Raw genomic sequence first — 20548 nt, 5'->3', positions numbered from 1 at the left:
AAGACCCCGGCGCCTGCGGTAACAGGCGCGGGGCGTGGCCACCAGCTAAGCAGGAGCTGATGGCATGACCGGCCATATCCATCGCGCGCGTCGGCGCCGTACCCGCACCGGACGGGTTCGCCCCTACATCTTCAAGGGGATGTGGGCGCGGTGACCGTTCCTTTCGGTCCTTCCGACCGCTACAAGAGGCCCGCCGCGTGGATGGCCGCCAACTCTGACCGTCCGGACGATGATCCGCCACATGAGGTGCGCATGCTCGACAGCCTCGTTGAGCTGTACCTGTGGGCGGGCGCGTGTGGGGTAAATGCGCGCCTGGTCTCCAGCGACGTCGACGGGCGGCACATCTACGTGGCGCACTGCGGAACGCGGTCGCGGGTGGCCAAAGGCACGCCTTGGCGGCGAACCTGGTCTCTCAGCGGATTCCAGACCTGAACAGGGCGCGGCTGTCGGCGCTCAGGACAGGTCCGCCACACCGGTAATCCGGTGCACGGCGAAGCGTTGGACCGCCGCCCGGGTCGCGTCGTAGGCCGTGAGGTAGCCGCCCTCGACCGTGGCCGGTTCCACGATGCGGCTGCTCGCGCGCCCGTCGGTGTCCAGGTAGCCGATCCAGACCCGCTTTCCCTCCCGCACGGCCGAGGTGAGGGCCGACAGTGTCGCCGCGGCCGGTGAGGCCGGGGGCTCGCCCTCGGGCGCCGGGACGGGGTGGCGGGCGGCTGTGGCGGCCTCGTCGCCCGCGCGCACCGCGCGGACGGCGGCCATGCGGAGCTCCGGTCCGAGGGGTGCGGGTTCGGTGAGCTCGGCCGCTGGCGTGGCAGCGCTCGCTCTCCGCGGCCCCGGCCGGCTGAGCTGGACTGATCCGTCGGTGGCCTCGGGGACCGGGTTGTACCCGAGGTCACTGAGGCGCTCCAGCAGCACCGGGCGGGTGCTGCGGCTGGCGACCACCGTGGGCGCGAGGCGGGTCAGCGCGAGGTCGGTGCCCCGCCGGTCATTGACCAGCTCGTCCAGAATGGCGGGTTCGTCGCAGCGCAGGTAGCTGGAGGCGGTTCCGACGCGCAGCCGCCCGTGCGTGCGCCCGACGTCGGCGATCAGGTACCGCAGTGGCTGCGGCAGCGGAGTTCGGGAATGGCGTTCCAGCAGCTCGGTGAGGTCCGCCGCGCCCCGGCCGGCGTCCATGGCGCGGCGGATGGACGCGGCGCTGAAACGGTAGACGGTGGCTCCGCCGGTGGACTCCACATCGGCGGCGAGTGCGAGCTCGCGGGCGAGCTCGGGAACCAGGGGACCCGGGGCCACGGCGGTGAGGTCGCCCTGGATCAGGATGTGGTCCAGGGGCTGCGGCATCTCCGCGGAGAGGAGCGATCCCGCCTTGGAGCTCGCGCGTTCGGCGAGCGGGGTTTCTTCGTCGCCGAGCTCCTCCAGCAGCGCGCGGGTGTGTGGGGCGAGGGCCCCGCGGCCGGTGAGGCCGAGCGCGCCCGCCTCGTGTAGGGCGGCCTCCACCAGAGCGGAGTAGCCGGAGCCCTGGCGGCGGGGCCGCTGCCATCGGAGGTGGTCGGCGAGAGACTCGGGGGTGGGCCGCACCCCCTCGGGTGCCCTGGCGAGCGCGTTCAGCACGTCCAGCCGGACCTCGGGTGCCGCGCGCCGGTCGAGCCCTTCGCCCAGCACGTTGCGGGGCCGGCCGCGTTCGTCCTTGGAACCGACCAGATTGGCCACCCGTGGGGAGCGCAGCCACGCTTCGGCCAGCTCAAGCCAGCGCGTCTCGGGCGGGCGCTCCAGCCAGACGTCGTAACCGGCCGTGGGCAGCCACACGCCCGCGATGCCCTCGTCGGTGCCGAGCAGGCCGGCGGCACACGCCGTCTCGACCAGCAGCGCGGCTGTGGGCTCGTCGAGGTCGAGCGCCTGAGCGGTGCGGCGCAGGTCGCGCACGCCCAGGCCGCCGTTGCGCAGCACGCTTGGCGGGTCGTCGGCCCAGTTCTCCAGTAGCGCGGCGACCGAGCGGAGGGCCGTGAACGCCTGTCCCGCGGCGTCCCGGGAGACCGCGGCGGGCGCGCGCTCTGTCCCCGTGAGGGCCGGCGGCAGCGCCTCGACGTCCTGGAAGAACTGGCCGCCGCGCAGGTGCAGCCCGATCTCCCGGGGAAGCGTGACCGTGCTGTCGTCGCTGGGAAGCAGCAGCCCGCGGGCGAGGAGCTGCTCCACAGGGGAATCGGCGGTCTCGACGTCCACGGCGCGTGTGGCGCCGGAGACGGTTCCGTTCGGCGGCCCCCACACGAGCCGGTCGAGGACCGCGTGCGCGTCGGGGCCGGCCGCGTCCAGGAGGGCACTGATGCGTTCGGGCGCGCTGAGGGCCTCGGCGATCCGGTCGACCGGGTGGTCGGTCGGGCCGAACCCGGCCGGTAGGTCGAGGACGCGGGCGAGCTGGTTGAGATGCGCCACGTCGAGCCCACCGAGCAGGGTCCGCAACGGCGGTCCGAGACCCGCCGGCTGGGTCAGGATGTCCCGCAGCACGCTCACCGGGCGCAGGCGCTCGCCGTCGTCCCACACCAGGGCCAGTTGGCGGAGCCGCGCGAGGGCGCCGTCGAGCGCCGCGCCCGGTTCCCCGAGCCCGGCGGCGAGCTGGTGGTACTCCGCACCGGCGGGCTCGGCCCGGTCCTGGGACCGGCCGGCGCGCGGCACCGCAAGGCGGTCGTGCGCGACCACCCCTTCGAGGACCCGCAGGCTGAACTGGTCGAGCTGGTCCAAGACGCGTAGCACAGCCGGCCGCGCGGTACAGCGTGCCGCAAGGGCGCCGAGGTCAGCGGGAACCGGCGAGATCAGGTCCGGGCGCGCGGCGAACAGCGAGGCGAGCTCGGCACTGGTGAGTCCGCGCAGCCATGACGTGAACGTGGCCGGCCTGCCGGTGCGTGCCGCTTCTGCGTCCTCGGTCATCGCACCTACGCTATTCGATTCGGCGCCGCCGGGATCGTGGGACTCCGCGGGCGGCGGGGTGCTCAGCGCACCTCCCGGGTCCGCTAGAACGGTGCTGTGGGTACGTGGTGGCGCGTGTAACGGGGGCGGCGAGGACGGTGGGTGGGTCGACCTGCGGGGGTCGCGGCTGGTGCCCGGTGGTGGCGCGTGTAACGGGGGCGGCGAGGACGGGGTGGGGTCCAGCGGGGTGTCTGTGGTGTCGTTCTCGGTGCTGAGCCGCGCCGAGACTGTCTGTGGGGACGTTCTCGGCGCCGAACATGTCCCCACGGTCACCTTCGATGCGGGGTGCACCCCCACGCGCGCCCGCTATGTCCGGATTGCGAGTCTTTTGAGGGGTGAGCGTCGCCGAGAACGCCCGCACCACCCCCGTCGGGCGCGCCACCATCGGGCACCAGGAGCGGTTATCGGGGGCCGGCCCGTTCACCGTCGTCGCTGCCCCGTCGGGCGCGGCACCATCGGGCACCCGCACCGCCACCCAGGGGCTGGCCCACCCACTGCCTTCGGTGCCGCTTTTGTCGGGCGCGCCACTACCGGGAACCCGCACCGATGGGCACCACCCCCGACCATCGGCCACCCTCGCTGTCCCGTCAGGGGCCGCACCACGCACCTGCCAGCCGCGTTACCAACCACCCGGAACATCACCTAGCCGCGTGGGCGGGCGAGGCGGTGGCCGGCCGGTCCCGTGCGTGGGCGCGCTCCGTTGTGTCCCAGGTGGGTTGAGATCGCCGCCTTGGCGGGAGAAATCGGGCTATCTTGCGGCACTATGGGGCCTATGACGCCGCGGGCTGAGCAAGTGGTGCTGGACTACCTGAGTGAGGTGGGCCAGGCCACGTACGGGTACCTGACAGCGCGGCAGCGCGCCGTGTACCTCACCGAGCTGCGCGCGCGGATCGATGAGGCGTGCGGCGACAGTACCGAAGCCGAGCAGGTCCGCCGGGTGCTGGAAGACTTCGGCACGCCCGAAGACCTCGTCGCCCGAGAGTGCGCGGAGGATTCCGCCGACAGGGAGAGGGACGGGGACGGGGACGCTGAGGAGAACGGCAACGGTGCCGCTTCGCGGAAAGTGAATCGGGAGCCGCCCCCGTGGCGGGATGGGCCCGAGCCCGGTGCCGCGCCGCGGCACGCGGACCGGGAGCCGCCCCCGTGGCGGGGCGGGCCCGACCGCGGCCTGTTCGGTGGCGCGGGACGGACCGCGGTCCGCGACCGGGCGGGCGACACTCCCCGCGGAGCCGTCGTGGCACTGGCGGCGGCGGCACGGCAGTACCCACCGGAGATGTTCGCCATCGGCGTCTACCTGGTCAGTGGTCTGGTTGGGCAGGTGGCCCTGGTGTGGGTCGTCGGTGCGGTGCTGGTGATCTTGAGTGACGTGTGGACCCGGCGGGACAAGCGCGTGGCCGTCGCCGTTCCGTTGGCGGTCACGGTTATCTCAATGACGTTCTGGTCAGGTGAGGCGCCCTACATTGACCAGATCATCCTGATGTCACTGATGGAAACCGGAGTGGTCGGGCTGCGCGCGGCGGCGCTGGGATGTGTCATCTACCTTCTCGTGCGGATAACGCGGATCAAGCGCGCCACTGACATCTGACCCCGGACCCCAACCACAGGTGCGGCGGTCGCGCTGTTCCGAAAGGCTCCGCTGGTCAACTAGTGGCAAACACCGCGAAATATCGTGGTCGATCGGCGATTCTTGTGGTGGAGTAAATCGCGACGCTGAGTGATGATGGTGACGCGTTGGGTTCCACATTGGTTTGTGGGGAACGCGCCGGGCGCCCCTTGCTCCGATCGGCCGCAAGGCGACGTCCGCAATTGGCGGCGTCCCGCCCCGCCGGGTCCCGTCCCACAACTCCGCAACCTGCGCTGGCGGGGGCGTCGTCAACAGAGAGGCCCGGAGCTCCGCCTCCGGGCCTCTCACTCGCTCTGGCGGGCGCTGCCCGGGCGCGCGGTGTTTAGCGGGGAAACGTGCGCGGGCTCCCGTAGGTTGCGGACGACTATTCTCCGGCGTTCACGGAAATTCTCGGTCGATTCTCGCTCGCCTGGCGAGATCGCCGAGCACTAACCTGAAAGCGGCCCTGTGCGAACATGGGGCGCAGGGAGGCTAAGTGGACATTCGGAGCCGACCCCCGATTCGTCAGGCTTGGCTCCCTTCCGGTCCGACGGCGAGAGCGTGAGGTCATACGTGCCCACCGGCAAGGTCAAGTGGTACGACAGCGATAAGGGATTCGGCTTCCTTACCCGGGATGACGGCGGCGAGGTCTTCGTCCATTCCTCGGCGCTGCCCACGGGAACGACGTCGCTGCGCGCGGGGCAGCGAGTGGAGTTCGGCGTCGTCGAGGGCAGGAAGGGCGCTCAGGCGCTGCAGCTCAAGGTGCTCGACACCCAGCACTCGGTGTCCAAGGCCATGCGCAAGAAGCCCGACGAGATGGTGGTCATCGTCGAGGATCTGATGAAGCTCCTCGACGGCATCTCGGCAACCTACCGTCGGGGCAAACACCCCGACCGGCGTGAGGCGGCCAAGATCGCGCAGCTCCTGCGTGTTGTGGCCGACGACCTGGATGCGTGATACCGCCCGACGTTCGTGCGGCCGCGGGGTTCCCCCGCGGCCCACTCACTGGGGGTGATTCACTTCACATTTCGGTGCCGCGTGCCCCGTGACCCCTACGAGGGCGGCGTAACGGTCGCCTATCGATCGACCGTATGGTTAAGTTGGCGCCTGCTATCAGCGAAAATGGAAGTGTGAGCCGTAGCCGTCGAACTCCCACACCAGACAGCGCGTGCATCGAGGCGGTGGACCTCGCCCGCGCCGCAGCCGTCGAAATCGCACGTCCGGAGTGGGTTGGCGAACACCTTTCCACGAAGGTCGAGGCCGAGCGTCTGGTCACCCATCTCTTCGAGTGCCGGCAAGCCGCCTATCGCGGATGGCACTACGCCGTCACGGTCGTCCGCGCGGCGCGCGCCAAGGCTGTCACCGTCAACGAGGTCACGTTGCTCCCCGGGCCCGATGCTGTGCTCGCCCCGGAGTGGGTGCCGTGGAAGGAGCGCCTGCGTCCAGGGGACCTTGGAGTCGGCGACCTCATGCCCAGCTCCGCGGAGGACGACCGCCTGAAGCCCGGGTACGCGCAAGTGCCCGAGAGCGAATTGGCGGACGAGGGCGTCGACCAGCAGATGGTCTGGGAGCTGGGTCTCGGCCGGGCCCGCGTGCTCTCGGAGGTGGGGCGCCAGGCCGCCGCCGAGCGCTGGTACAACAGCGACTCCGGCCCCTACAGCGCCATCGCGAAGGCGGCGCCCGCGACCTGCGCGACCTGTGGTTTCCTCACTCCTCTGGCCGGAGAGTTCCGCCAGATGTTCGGGGTGTGCGCAAACGAGTACGCGCCCGACGACGGCCGGGTCGTCTCGCTCGACCACGGGTGCGGCGCGCACTCCGAGGCGGCCCAGCCCGCCGCGCAGCCCGATCCGATCGCCCCCGTCATCGACGAGCTGGGCTACGACCACATCGTCTTCGACGACACCACCGAACTGGAGCTGGTCTCCTCCGAAAGCTGAGGCATCCGCGCGGGAGATCGCCGCTGACCAGCGTCGAGAATTCCGCACTCACCAGCTGGTCTGCGCGAAACCTCCCCGACGGCGGTTTACCGTTCGCGTACCGTGGTTGCGCACCGATCCGGGAGGAGTCCGAATGGACCCGACACAGGCCGACCCGTTCGACACCGCTGAGCTTCGGCGGCGGGTCCTCGACGGATGGGCGGACGCCCCGGCGCGGTTCCGGGAGGACGCCAACGCCGAGGAGGACTACGCACTCGGCGGCTACCGCGACCGCGTCGTCGTCGAGCTCGCGCAGAACGCCGCGGACGCCGCGCGGCGCGCCGGGACTCCCGGACGGTTGCACCTCACGCTGGACGGCAATGTGTTCACCGCCGGCAACACTGGCGCCCCGCTGGCCGCGAGTGGTGTGGAGTCCCTGGCCACCCTGCGCGCCTCGGCGAAACGCGACGACGGCGCGCCGGGCTCGACCGGCCGGTTCGGCGTCGGGTTCTCGGCCGTGGCCGCGGTCAGCGACAACGTCACCATCGCCTCACACGATGGCGCCGTGCACTTCGACCTCGACCGGGCGCGCACCGCGGTCAGCGAGGAGTTGCTGGAGTCCGGCCGCGCACGCCCCGAGCTCGCCGACGAGATCCGGCGGCGCGATGGCAACGTGCCGCTGCTCCGGCTGCCCTTCAGCGCCGCAGGGGACCCACTGGGCGACTATGACACCGTGGTCACGCTGGTGCTGCGCGACGACGAGGCCCGTGCCCGGCTCGGTGCGCTACTCGACGAGACCAGCGAGGCGCTCCTGCTGGCACTTCCGGATCTCGCTGAAGTCCGGATCACGACGGAGCGCGGCGAGCGCGTGCTCACCCGCGACCTTGGGAACGGCTCCGATGACACCGTCACCCGGGTCAGCGACTCCACGGGCGAGCTGGCCACCCGGTGGCGCACGGTCAGCCGATCGGGGCGGTTCGACCCCGCGCTGCTCGCCGATCGCCCAACGGAGGAACGCACGCGCCTGGACTGGGCGCTCACCTGGGCCGTCCCGGTGACCACCAGCGGCGGGCTGGCCGGGCTCCCCGACAACGTGGCCCGGGTCGTGCACGCACCCACGCCCAGCGATGCTGAGCTCGACATCCCCGCGCTGCTCATCGGGACGTTCCCGTTGAGCCCTGACCGCAGGGAGGTCGCCCCCGGCCCCGCGACCGAGACCCTCATCGCCGCGGCGGCCGACTCCTACTGCGAGCTGCTCTGCCAGCTCGACGCCCGCGCCGCGCTGGACCTGGTTCCCGTCACCACCATCGGGCGCGGGGAGTTCGACGGCCGGTTCCGCGGCGCGGTCGCCAAGCCGCTGCTCGACACCCCGTTTCTCGTGACCGAGAAGGGCGAGCCGGTCCGCCCGCGCGACGCTGTCGCGGTCGAGGGCGGCCCCAGTGTCGCGGCGGTCGTGGCCGACGTGCTGCCCACGGTGCTTCCGGGCGCGTGGGACCCGCACCACACCGGTCTCACCCGGTTGCGCCTGCGCCGTGTCGGGTTGGCCGAGCTGGCCGATCTGCTCGCCGATCTCGACCGGGAACCGGGCTGGTGGGCGGGGTTGTACGCGGCACTCGGTGAGGCCGGCCAGCGCGGCGCCGACCTCGACGAGCTGGGCGCGCTTCCGGTGCCGCTGGCCGACGGGCGGCTCGTCCGCGGGCCCCGATCGCTGCTCGTCCCGGTCGGAGCGGCCATCGGTGACGGCACTGTCGCACTGGACGCGCTGGACGCGCTCGGCCTGCGGATCGTCCATCCGCAGGCTGCCGACCCGTTGCTGATGCGTCTTGGCGCCGTCGAGGCGAACGCGAGCGCTGCCCTCACCGATCCGCTCACCAAGGCGGCCGTGGAGAACTCGATCAGCTCCGACGACCCCGACGAGGTCGCCGCCCCGGTCCTGGACCTCGTCGCGGCCTCTGGCACCACCATCGCCGACGCGCCATGGCTGACCGGGCTCGCGCTCCGGGACTCCGAAGGCGGGTACTCGGTGGCGGGGGACCTGCTGCTGCCGGACAGTCCGCTGATGGGCATCCTCTCCGACGACGCCCCCTTCGGGGTCGTCGCGGCCGACCTTGTGGAGCGCTACGGCGCCGAGACCCTCGAAGCGGTCGGCGTGCTCTGGTCCTTCTTGCTGGTCCGGGCGAACGACGTCACGCTCGACGCGGGCCTGGCCGAGAGCCTGGAGCAGCTCGACGCGGTGGACGAGTGGGCCGAGGAGGTCATGGATCGGCTTGGCGAGCCCGAGCTGCCGCCGGTGATCCCCGAGCTGGTGGCCGTCGCCGACCTGGAGTTCGTCCGGGATGACCGCTGGCCGCAGGCACTGGAACTGCTCGCGGGCGCGCGGCTGCGCGCGGCGGTGGTCGAGCCCGCCCGCGTACTGCACGACGGCCAGGTCAGCGATGTGCCCTCATACACGGCCTGGTGGCTGCGCACCGGAGCGAAGCTGAACGGCCGGCACCCGACCGAGCTGCGCACCGGCGACGCCGCCGCGGCGCTCGCCGGGCTGTACGACGAGGCTCCGGCCGGCACCGACAGCGAGCTCGCGCGGGCAGTGGGGGTGCGCACCTCGCTCGACGCGCTGCTTACCGAGCCTGACGGCCCCGATGACCTGCTGGACCGGCTCGCCGATCCTGGTCGGCACGTCGAGCGCGCGGCGCTGCGCGAGATCTGGACCGCGCTCGCCCGGGTCGACGCCGACCGGGCGGAGCCGCCCGAGCGTGTGCGGGCGGTGCGCGGTGGCTCGATCGTGGTCGCCGACGCCGAGGAGACCGTCGTCGTCGACGCGCCCGACCTTCTTCCGCTGCTCGCGGACCGACCGGTGGTGCTGGTCCCGGCGCGGCACTCCGCGCAGGTGGCCGACGTCCTCGACCTGGCGCTGGCGAGTGAGGAGGTCGAAGGGCGCATCACTTCCCAGGGCGACGTCCGGCCGGTTCCCGAGGAGGTGCGCGTCGTGCTCGCCGACCCGGCGCTCACCTACGTGCACCACGAGGAGCTGACCGTCGACGGCGTCAACGCGGAATGGCGCTACGACGGCTCGTCCCTGCACGCCGCGACCACCGATGGTCTCGCCCGTGCGCTGTGCTGGGCGTCTGACCAGTGGTCGCACCGGCACCTGGTGTCCGCGGTGCTCCGCGACCCGCGGCCGGCGACACTGTCCGCCCTGCTCGCCGAGACCGACTTCGACTGAGCCGGACTGGCGCCCGATCCCGGAGGCAGTCGCCTTTGTGGTGCCCCCCACACGCCCACACGCACCAGCGCAAGGACTAGAGTTGACCCCGTGACCGAGATTCAGATTCCCTCGAACATGCTGCCCAGTGACGGCCGCTTCGGCTGCGGCCCGTCCAAGGTCCGTCCCGAGCAACTGAACAGCCTGGCCTCCTCCGGAGCCACGTACTTTGGCACCTCGCACCGCCAGAAGCCCGTCAAGTCGCTGGTGGAGCGCGTCCGTTCCGGGGTGGCGCAGCTCTTCTCGCTGCCTGAGGGCTACGAGGTTGTCGTCGGCAACGGCGGGACCACCGCGTTCTGGGACATCGCTGCCCACGGCCTGATCCGCGGCAAGGCCCAGCACCTGACGTTCGGTGAGTTCTCCTCGAAGTTCGCGAAGGTCACCAAGGGTGCGCCCTGGCTGGACGAGCCGACCGTGATCGAGAGCGAGCCCGGGACACACGGTACGCCCCGTCCCGAGGACGACGTGGACGCCTACGCGCTCACGCACAACGAGACCTCGACCGGCGTGGCCGCCCCGATCCGGGGGGTGCCCGGCGCCGCCGCCGACTCCCTGGTGCTGGTCGACGCCACCAGCGGTGCGGGCGGCCTGCCCGTGGACATCGCCGAGACCGACGTCTACTACTTCGCCCCGCAGAAGTGCTTCGCCGCCGACGGCGGCCTGTGGGTGGCGATCATGTCCCCCAAGGCACTGGAGCGCGCCAACGAGATCGCCGGGAGCGGACGCTACATCCCGGAGTTCTTCTCGCTGCCGACCGCGGTGGACAACTCCCGCAAGGAGCAGACGTACAACACGCCGGCCATCGGCACTCTGCTGCTGCTCGCCGAGCAGGTGGAGTGGATGAACGAGCGTGGCGGCCTCGACTGGGCGGTCAGCCGCACCGCCGAGTCCTCCGCCATCCTCTACACCTGGGCGGAGAAGTCCGCGCACGCCGCCCCGTTCGTTACCGATCCCGAGCAGCGCTCGCAGGTCGTCGGCACGATCGACTTCTCCGACGATGTGGATGCCGCCGCGATCGCCGCGACCCTGCGGGCCAACGGCGTCGTCGACACCGAGCCCTACCGCAAGCTGGGCCGCAACCAGCTGCGCGTCGGCATGTTCCCGGCCATCGAACCGACCGACGTGCAGGCGCTCACCGAGTGCATCGACCACGTGGTGGGCAAGCTGGCCTGACCAACGCGACCGCTGGTCTTGAGCACTTCGTTCAGGACCGCTGACCACGGCCGGCCCGGCACCTCCGGGCCGGCCTTACGTTTACCGGGACGGACGGAACCAGTGCGCACGAACACGCAGGAGCCCAGCATCGAGATCATCTCGCACCGGGGCGCGTCGGGCCACCGACCCGAGCACACGCTCGCCTCCTACGAGCTGGGTGCGCGCTTCGGTGGCGACTTCATCGAGATCGACCTGGTGGCCACGGCGGATGGGCACCTGGTCGCGCGGCACGACCCGGAGATCGGGAGCACCACCGACATCGCGGAGCGCGCCGAGTTCGCCGAACGCAGGACCACCAAGGTCATCGACGGCGCCGAGATCACCGGCTGGTTCGCCGAGGACCTCACCCTGGCCGAGCTGAAGACGCTGCGCGCCACCGAGCGGCTGCCGCGCGTCCGGCCGGACAACGCGGCGCACGACGGCGAGTACGAGATCCCGACCCTGCGCGAGATCATCGACCTCGCGAAGAAGCTCACCGCTGAACTCGGCCGACCGGTCGGTGTCTACCCCGAGACCAAGCACCCCGCCTACCACCGCTCCATCGGTCTGGCCCTGGAGCCGCCGCTGGAAGCCGCGCTGCGTGCGAACGGGCTGCACGGCCCGGAACCCGAGGTCCCGGTCTACCTGCAGTCCTTCGAGGCCGACAGCCTGCGCGCGCTGGCGGAGGTCGAGCTGCCCCTGGTCTTCCTGATGGGCACCGAGAAGCACTGGCGGCGCTACCGCACCCCCGAGGGCCTGGCCGAGGTGGCGTCCTTCGCCCACGCCATCGGCCCGGCCAAGGACCTGGTCATCGCCCGCGACAGCGAGGACAACCTGACCGAGCCCACGTCGCTGGTGGACGACGCGCACGAGGCCGGCCTGCTGGTGCACCCGTTCACCTTCCGCAGCGAGAACCGGTTCCTGCCCGCGAACTTCCGCTCCGGCGACGACCCGAACGCCTACGGCGGCTTCGCCGCCGAGTACGAGGCGTTCTTCGAGGTCGGAGTGGACGGTGTCTTCACCGACCACTCGCGGCACGCGTTCCTGGCCCGGGAGCTGTTCGAGCAGGGCGAGTGACGGGAGGCCGGGTCGGGACCGTGGAGCCCTTCGGGCCCGCAGGGGCCTGAGAACGGCCGGCCGGTTCACACACCCCTGGTCCGGGGAAGACCGCTCTCCCTCTTCTTCGGACGCCACCACCGGTGGTGGGTCTCGTACCAGTGCACGGTGTCCGCCATCCCCTCCTCGACGCCGACTTGCGGGGAGTAGCCGAGGGCTCGGAGCCGTGAGTCGTCCAGCGAGTACCGGTAGTCGTGGCCCGGACGGTCCGGCACGGTCTCGACCCGGTCCCAGGACTCTCCGCACGTGCGCAAGATCAGGTCCACCATCTCCCGGTTGGTGAGCTCGGCGGTGCCCGCCACGTGGTAGACGGCGCCGGGAACCCCCTTCTCGGCGACCAGGCGGATCGCCGCGCAGTGGTCGGACACATGGATCCAGTCCCGAACGTTGAGCCCGTCGCCGTAGAGCGGCACCGGTCTCCCCTCCAGCAGGTTGGTCACGAAGAGGGGAACGAGCTTCTCCGGGAACTGGCGGGGACCGTAGTTGTTGCCGCACCTGGTCACACTCACGGGCAGCCCGTACGTGCGTGCGTAGGCCAGGGCGATCATGTCGCCCGCGGCCTTCGCCGCCGAGTAGGGAGAGCTCGGGTCGACGGGGGCGCGCTCGTCCCAGCGTCCGCGCTCGATGGACCCGTACACCTCGTCCGTGGACACATGGAGCACACGGGGGATACCCCCCTGCACACACGCGTGCATGAGGGTCTCCACGCCCAGCGCGTTGGTCCTCATGAAGTCGCGCGGGGCGACGATGGAACGGTCCACGTGGGTCTCGGCGGCGAAATTGACGACAAGGTCGTGGCCGGGCACAAGCTCTGCCGTGAGGTGTGCGTCGGCGAGGTCGCCCGCGATCACGGTGAGGCGGTCGTCCTCGCGCGGGAGGTTCCGCCGCTCTCCGGCGTAGGTGAATTTGTCGAGGACTGTGACATGGGCGTGCTCATAACCGGAGGCTCGCCCGGCCAAGATGTCCCGGACGAACCACGAACCGATGAATCCGGCGCCGCCGGTGATAAGCACCTTCATCCCCGGACCTCAGCCCCACTGTGGTCGCCGATGACGAACGTGTGCTTGGTGGTGGAAGAGCTCGCACGCCGCACTTCGGCGTGGCGGCCGATGAGGGATGCGCTGATGTCCCCGACCCCGTGAACGGTGGCGTGGGCGAGGACGATGGAGTTCTCCACTGACGCCGAAGTGATTCGGGAGCCCTCGGAGACCGACGTGAAAGGTCCGATCGTGGAGTCGGTGATCACACAATTGTGCCCGATGGTGACCGGCCCGTGGATCCTGCTCCTGATGACCGTCGATCCCTCGGCGATCCGGACTTCGCCGTGCAGACTGCTCGCCGTGTCGACGTCCCCGTGGATCTCCCCGTGGAGCTTGCGGAGTTCACGGCGGTTGACGTCGAGCAAATCGGATGGATTCCCGGTGTCCTTCCAGCCGCCGTCGACCATGTCCGCCTCGACCGGATGCCCCCGGTCGATCAGCCACTGGATGGCATCGGTGATTTCCAGTTCGCCCCGGTCTCCGGGGGAGATACTCCACACTGCCTGGTGCATCGCTTCCGAGAAGAAATAGATTCCGGTGAGGACGACGTTCGACGTGGGCCGGCCGGGTTTTTCCCGCAGTCGGGTCGGCCTCCCGTTGTCGTCGAGTTCGACAACCCCCAGCTCTCGCGGATCGCTGACATGGGTCAAAAGAATGCGGGAGACCTCCGGGTCCTCGCGGAAACGCTGCGTCTCTTTCATGATGTGCCCGTCCAGGAAGATGTCGCCGAGGAACATCAAGAATGGGTCCCGGTCGAGGAAGTCCTGGGCAGTGATGACAGCGTGCGCGAGGCCAAGCGGTTTTTCTTGGTGGAGGTATGTTAGTTGGAGGCCGATATCATTTCCGTTTCCCAGGATGGACGATATCTGGTCCATATTTTCCCCAGCGATGATCCCGACATCAGTGACCCCGGCCTCTCTGATCCGATCAAGAATATGAAGGAGTACGGGTCTGTCCGCTACTGGGAGCAATTGTTTGGGGGATGTGTGCGTCAGAGGGCGGAGTCTTGTTCCCGATCCACCGGCAAGTACCAGTGATTTCACCAAATCCAACTTTCAGAGTGGGGGACATTCGGTCATTGGAGCTGTTGGCGCGTGTGTGGTCGCCCAGGCTCCGGGTCGCCGTGGCGTGCGTCCGCCGAGCCGGTGCGCGGGCGGTTCCAGGGTGGAATCACGGTCCGCCATTCTGCGCCCACGGCCCGAGAAACCGTGGGTTGGCGTGCGAAAACGTCGGACAACCGATCGCCGCTCACCGTCGCCTCGCATTCACCGGAAAGGTCGCTTTTCGACCCGGAGGATTCCCTCGCCGGCCCGAGGAATTCGGCGTTATGGCATGAAGTCATGAATCAGATCCGTGTGGTAGATGGTAGCTGCGTCGGGGCCCACTTGAAGGCCGTCGGGGTGCAGATTACAAGAGCGGTTCGGTGAGCTCCGGCTGGACCTGAGCGGCGACCCAGCGCCCGGAGTTGGCGCGGTTCAGATCCATGCGGGTTGGTCTCGGGTGATTCCGTGGAGTTCGAGTACCTCGTTCGGATCAGACCAATCAACCAATCGACAGGCCCTCATGAAAAGATCGAGGCCAAGGGTGGCCGGAAGCGGACACAGGTGATTATTCCTCCGGTTAGATCCTTGTAACCGCACGTCACGGGAGTTGCTTTACCTGTCTTGGTGCTCTGGGTTCCGGTTGTGGTCGTTGCGCGCCTGATGGGGGCTTCTGTAGCGTCCCCACCACTTTCCTCCAGAGGCGATTTTTCCTACCTAGGTTCCCCCACTACACCATCCCCTCACTGTGAATCCCCAGGGCAATCCCGTGACTTCTCATGAGTGTGAGCTAGCTAGGATCATTGATGCCAACTGTTTCTGTCCTCATTCCGCGTGTTCCACGTCGGCCGGAACAGGTGCTGCCCTATGCGGCACTGGTGGAATGGACCCACGCCTGCCGGTTGTGGCAGGGCCAGGCCCTGCTCGTGGAACCGCACCAGGCCTTCGCCTACGCGGCCGGCGCGGGGTTCCGTGTCCCCGTGGGGCTTGGCGTGACGTTGATGGGCCTGCGCCATCCTTACGAGGCCGCGTCGCAGATCCGCTCGCTGGCGATGATCACCGGCCACCCGGTCGTGGCCGGTTTCGGACCGGGGTCACGGGACTTCCAGCGGACGCTGAGATCCGAGCCGTACGCGAGCCCGCTCACGGCGGCGAGGGAGTACCTCACCGCGGTGCGTCAGGGCATCGACGGTCGGATCGGTGATGTGGAAGGTGACTACGTGACCTTCCGCGGGCAGCTTGCGCCCACGCCCGCTCCGGACGTCAGCCTCGGGCTCGGGGTTCTGCGTCCCGGAATGGCGCGTTTGGCCGGTGAGATCGCCGACGTGGCGATCACCTGGCTCACACCGGCGCCCTACCTGGACGAGGTCATCCGTCCGGCGCTCCGGGAAGGGGCCGAGAAAGCGGGGCGTCCCACCCCGCGTCTGGTCTCCATCGTGCCCATGGCGGTCGCAGCCGTCGACCGGGACCCGGCCGAACTCGCCCACGTCAGCAACGCCCAGCACGTCGCCGGACCGCACTACAGGGACATGCTCCAGCGGGCGGGATCCGGGATCTCCGCACAGGACACCCCCCATGTCGCGGCCAAGCGCCTGGTTGAGTGCGGTGCCTTCCTCAGCGGCACACCCGACGAACTCGTCGGGGCGATAGCCGGGTTCGGCGACGCGGGCGTGGACGAGGTCGTCGTCAACGTCACCGGCGTGCACAAGGCCCTGGGGCACAAGGCGGCGATGGACGACCTGAAGGCGATCCTGCGTGCGACCGCGTGAGGGCGGGCCATCCGAGCGCGGCCGCGCGGGACAAGCGACACACGATGAGGGACAACAGAGGGGGTGGGACTGTGACCACGGAGCAACAGGGACTGTGGCCCTATCTCGTCGAACCGGCGGCCCCGGACGAGACGGCGCCGTGCGCCGTCGCCGCCCACGGCAACCGGGTCCGGTTCGCCAGCGGTGAGGAGCTCCTGTGCGGCACCAGCGGAATGTGGAACGCCAACCTCGGTTACGGCAACACCACGATCGCCGACGCCGTCGCGGACGCACTGCGAACCGCCTCCTATCTCAGCGTCTACCGCTACAAGAACCAGTACGCACAGCGGGCCGCTCGGGCCCTGATCGAGGTCTGCGGAGTACAGCACTACGGGCGGGTCCTGTTCTCCACCTCCGGCGGTGCCGTCAACGACGCGGTGATGAAGCTCGCCCGCCAGTGGCAGATCCTCCAGGGCCGCCCCGAACGGTCGGTTGTGGTCGGCCTGCGCGGCAGCTACCACGGACTCACCTACGGGGGTTTCGCGCTCACAGGAGAGGACCTCGGGCAGCGCGCCTACGGGGTCGACCAACGCACGGTGCGCCACGTGGAGCCCAACGACACCGAGCAGCTACGGGCCCTCTTCCGGCGGCAGGGGGGCCGTGTCGCCGCGGTCGTCGTGGAACCCGTCCTGGGGACCGGCGCGCTTCCGCTGACCGACGAGTACGTCGAGGAGCTGCTCCGGCTCCGCGACGAACACGGCTTCCTGCTCGTGGCCGACGAGGTGGCGACGGGGTTCGGACGTACCGGAGAGATGTTCGCCAGCCAGAGCTGGAGCCGCTCGCCGGACATGCTACTGCTCTCCAAAGGGCTGACCAACGGCACGTGCGCTGCCGCTGTCCTGGTTGCCTCCATCCCGGTCGCCGGCGCGTTCGACCGGGCCGGGGCCGTGCTGTCCCACGCCGAGACACAGGGCGGCACACCCGCCAGTTGCGCGGCGATCCTGGCCACCCTCGACGAGATGCGTCGCCTGGACGCGGTGGCCAACGCGGCCAAGCTCTCCCAGAGGCTGGACACCGAACTGGCGGATCCCGGTGCCGTGCACCCCTGGATCACGCACACCCGGGGGCGCGGATGCTTCCGCGGGCTCGCCGTCGGCCTGCCCGGTGGTGAGGACCTCCCCCAGCATCTCGTGCCCGAACTGTTGACCGCCGTGCGCGAGTGCGGTGCGATCGTGCATCCCGGGCCGTCCGGCTTCCAGATCGTGCCGGCGTTGACCTACACGGAAGCCGAACTGGACGAACTGCTGGACTGCGTGCGCCGCGGTGTGGCGCTGTTCGCGGAACGGTGGGCGGAGCTGTGATCCCGGCTCGTCCCCAGGGTGTCCGGGTGATCTCCTCCCCCCAAGACTGGGTACGTTCGTTCGCCGAATACGGGTCGTGCCGGGCGATAGTGCTGACCGACGCGAGCGTCGCCGAGCTCCCCCTCGCGGGCACCGTGCGTTCCGCACTCACGGAGGCGGGAGCGCGCGTGAAGGCCTCGGTCCTCTCCGGGCCCGGAGACGCCGACCGCGCCATCGCCTGCGCCCGCACGATCAGTGGCAAGGAGCTGGTGGTGGCCCTGGGCGGCGGATCCCTCATCGACCAGGCCAAACTGGCGGCGCTGATTGCCGACGAACCGGGAACCGGACCCCTCCTGCGCGGTCGGGGCCGGTGCGGGCTCGTCGCGCTCCCCCCAGGCACGCACCGGTCCAGACCCCTGCTCGCCGTGCCCACGACCGTGGGCACCGGCGCGGAGGTCAGCAGGAGCGCGTGCGTGCTCGACGCCGGCCGCAGACGGTTGGTACGCGGTGAGGCACTCGAACCGGACCTGGCGCTGCTCAGCGCCGAGGCCTACACCACCCTTCCGGGGGACCTGGCGGTCGAAGGTGTACTCGAAGCGCTCTTCAGACTCGCCAGCGGCTACGCCGGCGCGCACGCGAGGCCGCCCGGCCACGACCGAGAGAGCGAGTCAGTGGCGGCGCGGCTGGTGGAGGTCGGTGACCGGATCGCGGGCGCCCACCCGCCCGAGCGCGGCGACCTCGTAGCAGCGGCCCGGCTGAGTGGTCTCACCCACCTGGACCGGTTGCACGTCTGCACGGACCCCTACGCAGCCAAGGGATGGTTCCTGGCCAACGAGATGTCGTCGGTGCTGGGTGTCCGCAAGATGCGTGCCGTCGCCGCGCTGCTCCCTCCCCTGTGGCATGCGGTCACCGACGGCAATGCCCGCCTGGGATCGGCCGAACGGCTCCAGCGCCTGTGGTCGCGGATGCGTCGGGCCGCCTCCGGGGACCTGCCGCCCGAGCCGTCGTCGGGGATCGCGGCGCTCATCGACGCCTGGGACATCGACCGCTCCCTTCCGGCCACCGCCGACCAGGTCTCCGCCGTGGCTCGGGCTGCCGTGCGCGCGTGGGGAGCCGGCCTGCCGATGCTCGGCGGGCTGCGCAGGCAGGAGATCCACGCCCTCATCGCCCGCAGCACAGGCACACAGGATTCCGTCTCGGTGGTCGCCGGGGCGGAAAGTGAGAAAGGAGAGAAGATATGGAAAAAAACACAGAACTCGACTCTTCGGTTGAGCTCGCCATGCAGGAGATGGAGATCGACGAGCTCGAAGGAATGGAGGCTCCCTCCTGGGGCACCATCTCCGTAAGTGCCGTCGCGAGCGCCTCCGTCTCCTACGCCATCACCTGAATCAACAGGTGAATTGAGGTGTCGAGCGGACCGTGGGCCCCACGGGCCCACGGTCCTTTGGGCCTCCCTGCACGGTCTCCGCGCCCGTGCGGGTCTGGGGCGGACTCCTTAAGGGGCCATTTTCCCAGGGTCCAGAGACATCCGTAGCGTGCGTCACGCTCAGTGGTTTACTTTCTTGGCAGAGAGTCGGACGGCGACCCGAGAACCGGAACTAGGGGATAGGGCGAATTCCATGGCACGGGATCAGCGGGACGAAGGCAATGGTGGAACTTTCATGGACGAAACCGCTGAGTTCTTCCTTCGACCCAAGTTGGCTCCCGGGGTGGAGATCCACGAACCACAGGAAGAGGGCGCCTCGTGGGTGCTCAAGGATGCGAAGGATCGGTACTTCCGGGTCGGCCGGAACATGGGCTTGTTCGTGCGGGAGTTGGACGGCCGGCGCGACCACGCGGAACTGGTCGGGGCCCTGGGGCGTTCCTGGACCGTCGAACACATCGCGGCGACGTGCGACCGGTTGTACCGGATGGACCTCTTGGACGACGGCACGCATGAGAGAGCACCCGGGAAGCACATCTCGTGGATCTCCTTCGCACCCCCGTTCATCGTGTACTTCAACCTTCTCCGCCACCCCGAGCGCATCTTTCGCCTGACGGGAGCGCTGGCCCGGCTGTTCGCTGGCAGATCCGCCGGGTGGGTCATGGCGGTCACGGCCGGTGCGGGGGTCCTGGCCCTGGCGGTGCAGTCGCCGACCATCGTGGACGTGGTGGCGAACCCGCTACCGATGTCGGTACTGGGCGCCGTCGTGATCGCACTGTTCTGCTTGACCGTCGTCCATGAGTTCAGCCACGGGGCCGCACTCGCTTACCACGGCAGGTCCCCGAACCGCATGGGGGTCATGCTCTTCTACCTGAGCCCGGCGTTCTTCTGTGACGTCTCAGACGGTTGGATGCTGCCTCGACGCCACCAGCGCGTGGGTGTCGCACTCGCGGGGATCGTCGTCCAAATGGCCATCACCTGTGCCGTCGCGGTGGCCGCGCTGGCGTTCCCGGACGGCAACGTGCGCGATGCGCTGCTGGTCTTCGCCGCACTGACCCTGGTCGCGGGAACACTGAACCTTCTGCCTTTCGTTAAACTCGACGGCTATATCGCCTTGATGAATTACCTGGATACACCTTTTCTCCGGGCGAAGGCCATGGACGATGCGCGCGGGTTTTTCGCCCGTATCGCCTTCGGGACGCCGTGGCGGCGTAATCTCCGGTGGTGGTGGTCTGTTCCCTACGGCATGGCCTGTCTGCTCTTCCCCGCAGTCCTGGTCTTCGGTGCCCTGGGAATATGGGCGGAGATGTTCTCCAGTTTCGGGATCATCGGTTACACGGTGATCTTCCTACTCATCTTCTACATCGCCTACCGGGCCGTGGGGGAATTCGCCCGCGGGATCAAGAACGCGCGGGCCGCCCACGCCGAGCGGACACGGATGTGGATCGCGGTCACGGGCCTGACCGTCGCAGCCGTGGGCGCTCTGGCGGTGATCCCGGTCCCGTACGCGGTCTCGGGCGGGTACGTGCACGGAGAGGACGGCAGTTTTCTGGTCTTCCCCGAGTCCGTCGACCGGGCCAGGGTGGGGCCGGGCGCGACCGTGACGTTGCAGGACAGAGGGGTCCTGCTCCGGTCGGCGACCGGAAGCGCCGTGCTGGCAGACGAGGAACCGGCGTTGGTGGACGCACCCCTCAACGCGTTCTCCCCCATCGAACTGGACGATAGCTGGACCATCCCGGTGACCGGATACCCGATGGAGTCCGTGGCGGGCGAAGAAGGAACGGGAACGGCACGGGTCGATCTGGGATACGTTCCGCTTGGTGAATGGATGTATCGGATGAGTGTGGCCCCTATGTGGAATTGATGTCCCATACCCCGGACATGTCACCCGAGGGAGCGGCGAGGTAG

Annotated in this window: 14 protein-coding genes; 11 read left to right on the top strand and 3 right to left on the bottom strand. The window is 69.6% G+C overall.

Annotated features, from left to right (window positions below; genetic code table 11):
- Positions 1 to 150: 150 nt before the first annotated feature.
- Positions 151 to 432 (top strand): hypothetical protein, encoded by a 282-nt coding sequence (locus tag F4561_RS24095; protein ID WP_184581897.1) that lies wholly within the window; start codon positions 151 to 153, stop codon positions 430 to 432.
- 21 nt (positions 433 to 453) lie between these two features.
- Here the strand turns inward: F4561_RS24095 and F4561_RS24090 are convergent, their stop codons facing one another.
- Positions 454 to 2919 carry a helicase-associated domain-containing protein gene (locus F4561_RS24090; protein ID WP_184581895.1) on the bottom strand — a complete coding sequence of 822 codons (2466 nt, stop codon included), beginning with the start codon at positions 2917 to 2919 and terminating at the stop codon, positions 454 to 456.
- A gap of 811 nt (positions 2920 to 3730) precedes the next feature.
- Here F4561_RS24090 and F4561_RS24085 point away from each other — a divergent pair.
- The 6 genes from F4561_RS24085 (at position 3731) to F4561_RS24060 (ending at position 12010) form a co-directional block, all read left to right on the top strand.
- Positions 3731 to 4543, top strand: coding sequence for an MATE family efflux transporter (locus tag F4561_RS24085; RefSeq protein ID WP_221445604.1), 813 nt, complete (start codon positions 3731 to 3733; stop codon positions 4541 to 4543).
- Positions 4544 to 5134: 591 nt separating this feature from the next.
- On the top strand, positions 5135 to 5518 hold the full coding sequence (locus F4561_RS33390; RefSeq protein ID WP_184584105.1) for a cold-shock protein: 384 nt from the start codon (positions 5135 to 5137) through the stop codon (positions 5516 to 5518).
- Positions 5519 to 5742: 224 nt separating this feature from the next.
- Entirely contained in the window at positions 5743 to 6498 is a 756-nt protein-coding gene (locus tag F4561_RS24075; RefSeq protein WP_184584103.1) for a DUF3027 domain-containing protein, read from the top strand.
- 133 nt (positions 6499 to 6631) lie between these two features.
- Positions 6632 to 9700: a sacsin N-terminal ATP-binding-like domain-containing protein gene (locus tag F4561_RS24070; protein WP_184581893.1), complete on the top strand. Its 3069-nt coding sequence runs from the start codon at positions 6632 to 6634 to the stop codon at positions 9698 to 9700.
- 117 nt (positions 9701 to 9817) lie between these two features.
- The gene (serC, locus tag F4561_RS24065) at positions 9818 to 10912 is read left to right on the top strand and encodes a phosphoserine transaminase (protein ID WP_221446269.1); all 1095 of its coding nucleotides are present in this window, start codon (positions 9818 to 9820) and stop codon (positions 10910 to 10912) included.
- Positions 10913 to 11014: 102 nt separating this feature from the next.
- A complete protein-coding gene (locus F4561_RS24060) occupies positions 11015 to 12010 on the top strand; it encodes a glycerophosphodiester phosphodiesterase family protein (RefSeq protein ID WP_184581889.1) in 996 nt (331 codons plus the stop codon).
- 65 nt (positions 12011 to 12075) lie between these two features.
- Here the strand turns inward: F4561_RS24060 and rfbB are convergent, their stop codons facing one another.
- Together rfbB and F4561_RS24050 are read right to left on the bottom strand one after the other, a co-directional pair.
- Positions 12076 to 13068: a dTDP-glucose 4,6-dehydratase gene (gene rfbB, locus F4561_RS24055; RefSeq protein WP_184581887.1), complete on the bottom strand. Its 993-nt coding sequence runs from the start codon at positions 13066 to 13068 to the stop codon at positions 12076 to 12078.
- Positions 13065 to 14132 carry a glucose-1-phosphate thymidylyltransferase gene (locus F4561_RS24050; protein WP_184581885.1) on the bottom strand — a complete coding sequence of 356 codons (1068 nt, stop codon included), beginning with the start codon at positions 14130 to 14132 and terminating at the stop codon, positions 13065 to 13067. The genes rfbB and F4561_RS24050 overlap by 4 nt, the downstream gene beginning before the upstream one ends.
- Positions 14133 to 14935: 803 nt before the next feature.
- Between F4561_RS24050 and F4561_RS24045 the strand changes: the two genes are divergently transcribed.
- From F4561_RS24045 to mpaP, 4 genes are all read left to right on the top strand, one after another.
- Entirely contained in the window at positions 14936 to 15898 is a 963-nt protein-coding gene (locus F4561_RS24045; protein WP_184581883.1) for an LLM class flavin-dependent oxidoreductase, read from the top strand.
- Positions 15899 to 15969: 71 nt separating this feature from the next.
- The gene (mpaD, locus tag F4561_RS24040; protein ID WP_312885506.1) at positions 15970 to 17238 is read left to right on the top strand and encodes a daptide-type RiPP biosynthesis aminotransferase; all 1269 of its coding nucleotides are present in this window, start codon (positions 15970 to 15972) and stop codon (positions 17236 to 17238) included.
- Positions 17239 to 17264: 26 nt separating this feature from the next.
- On the top strand, positions 17265 to 18563 hold the full coding sequence (gene mpaC / locus F4561_RS24035; RefSeq protein ID WP_184581879.1) for a daptide-type RiPP biosynthesis dehydogenase: 1299 nt from the start codon (positions 17265 to 17267) through the stop codon (positions 18561 to 18563).
- 315 nt (positions 18564 to 18878) lie between these two features.
- The gene (gene mpaP, locus F4561_RS24030) at positions 18879 to 20504 is read left to right on the top strand and encodes a daptide biosynthesis intramembrane metalloprotease (RefSeq protein ID WP_184581877.1); all 1626 of its coding nucleotides are present in this window, start codon (positions 18879 to 18881) and stop codon (positions 20502 to 20504) included.
- The last annotated feature ends 44 nt before the right edge of the window (positions 20505 to 20548 follow it).

This window comes from Lipingzhangella halophila (assembly GCF_014203805.1).
GTDB lineage: Bacteria > Actinomycetota > Actinomycetes > Streptosporangiales > Streptosporangiaceae > Lipingzhangella > Lipingzhangella halophila.
This window is presented reverse-complemented; position numbering and strand designations above follow the sequence as displayed.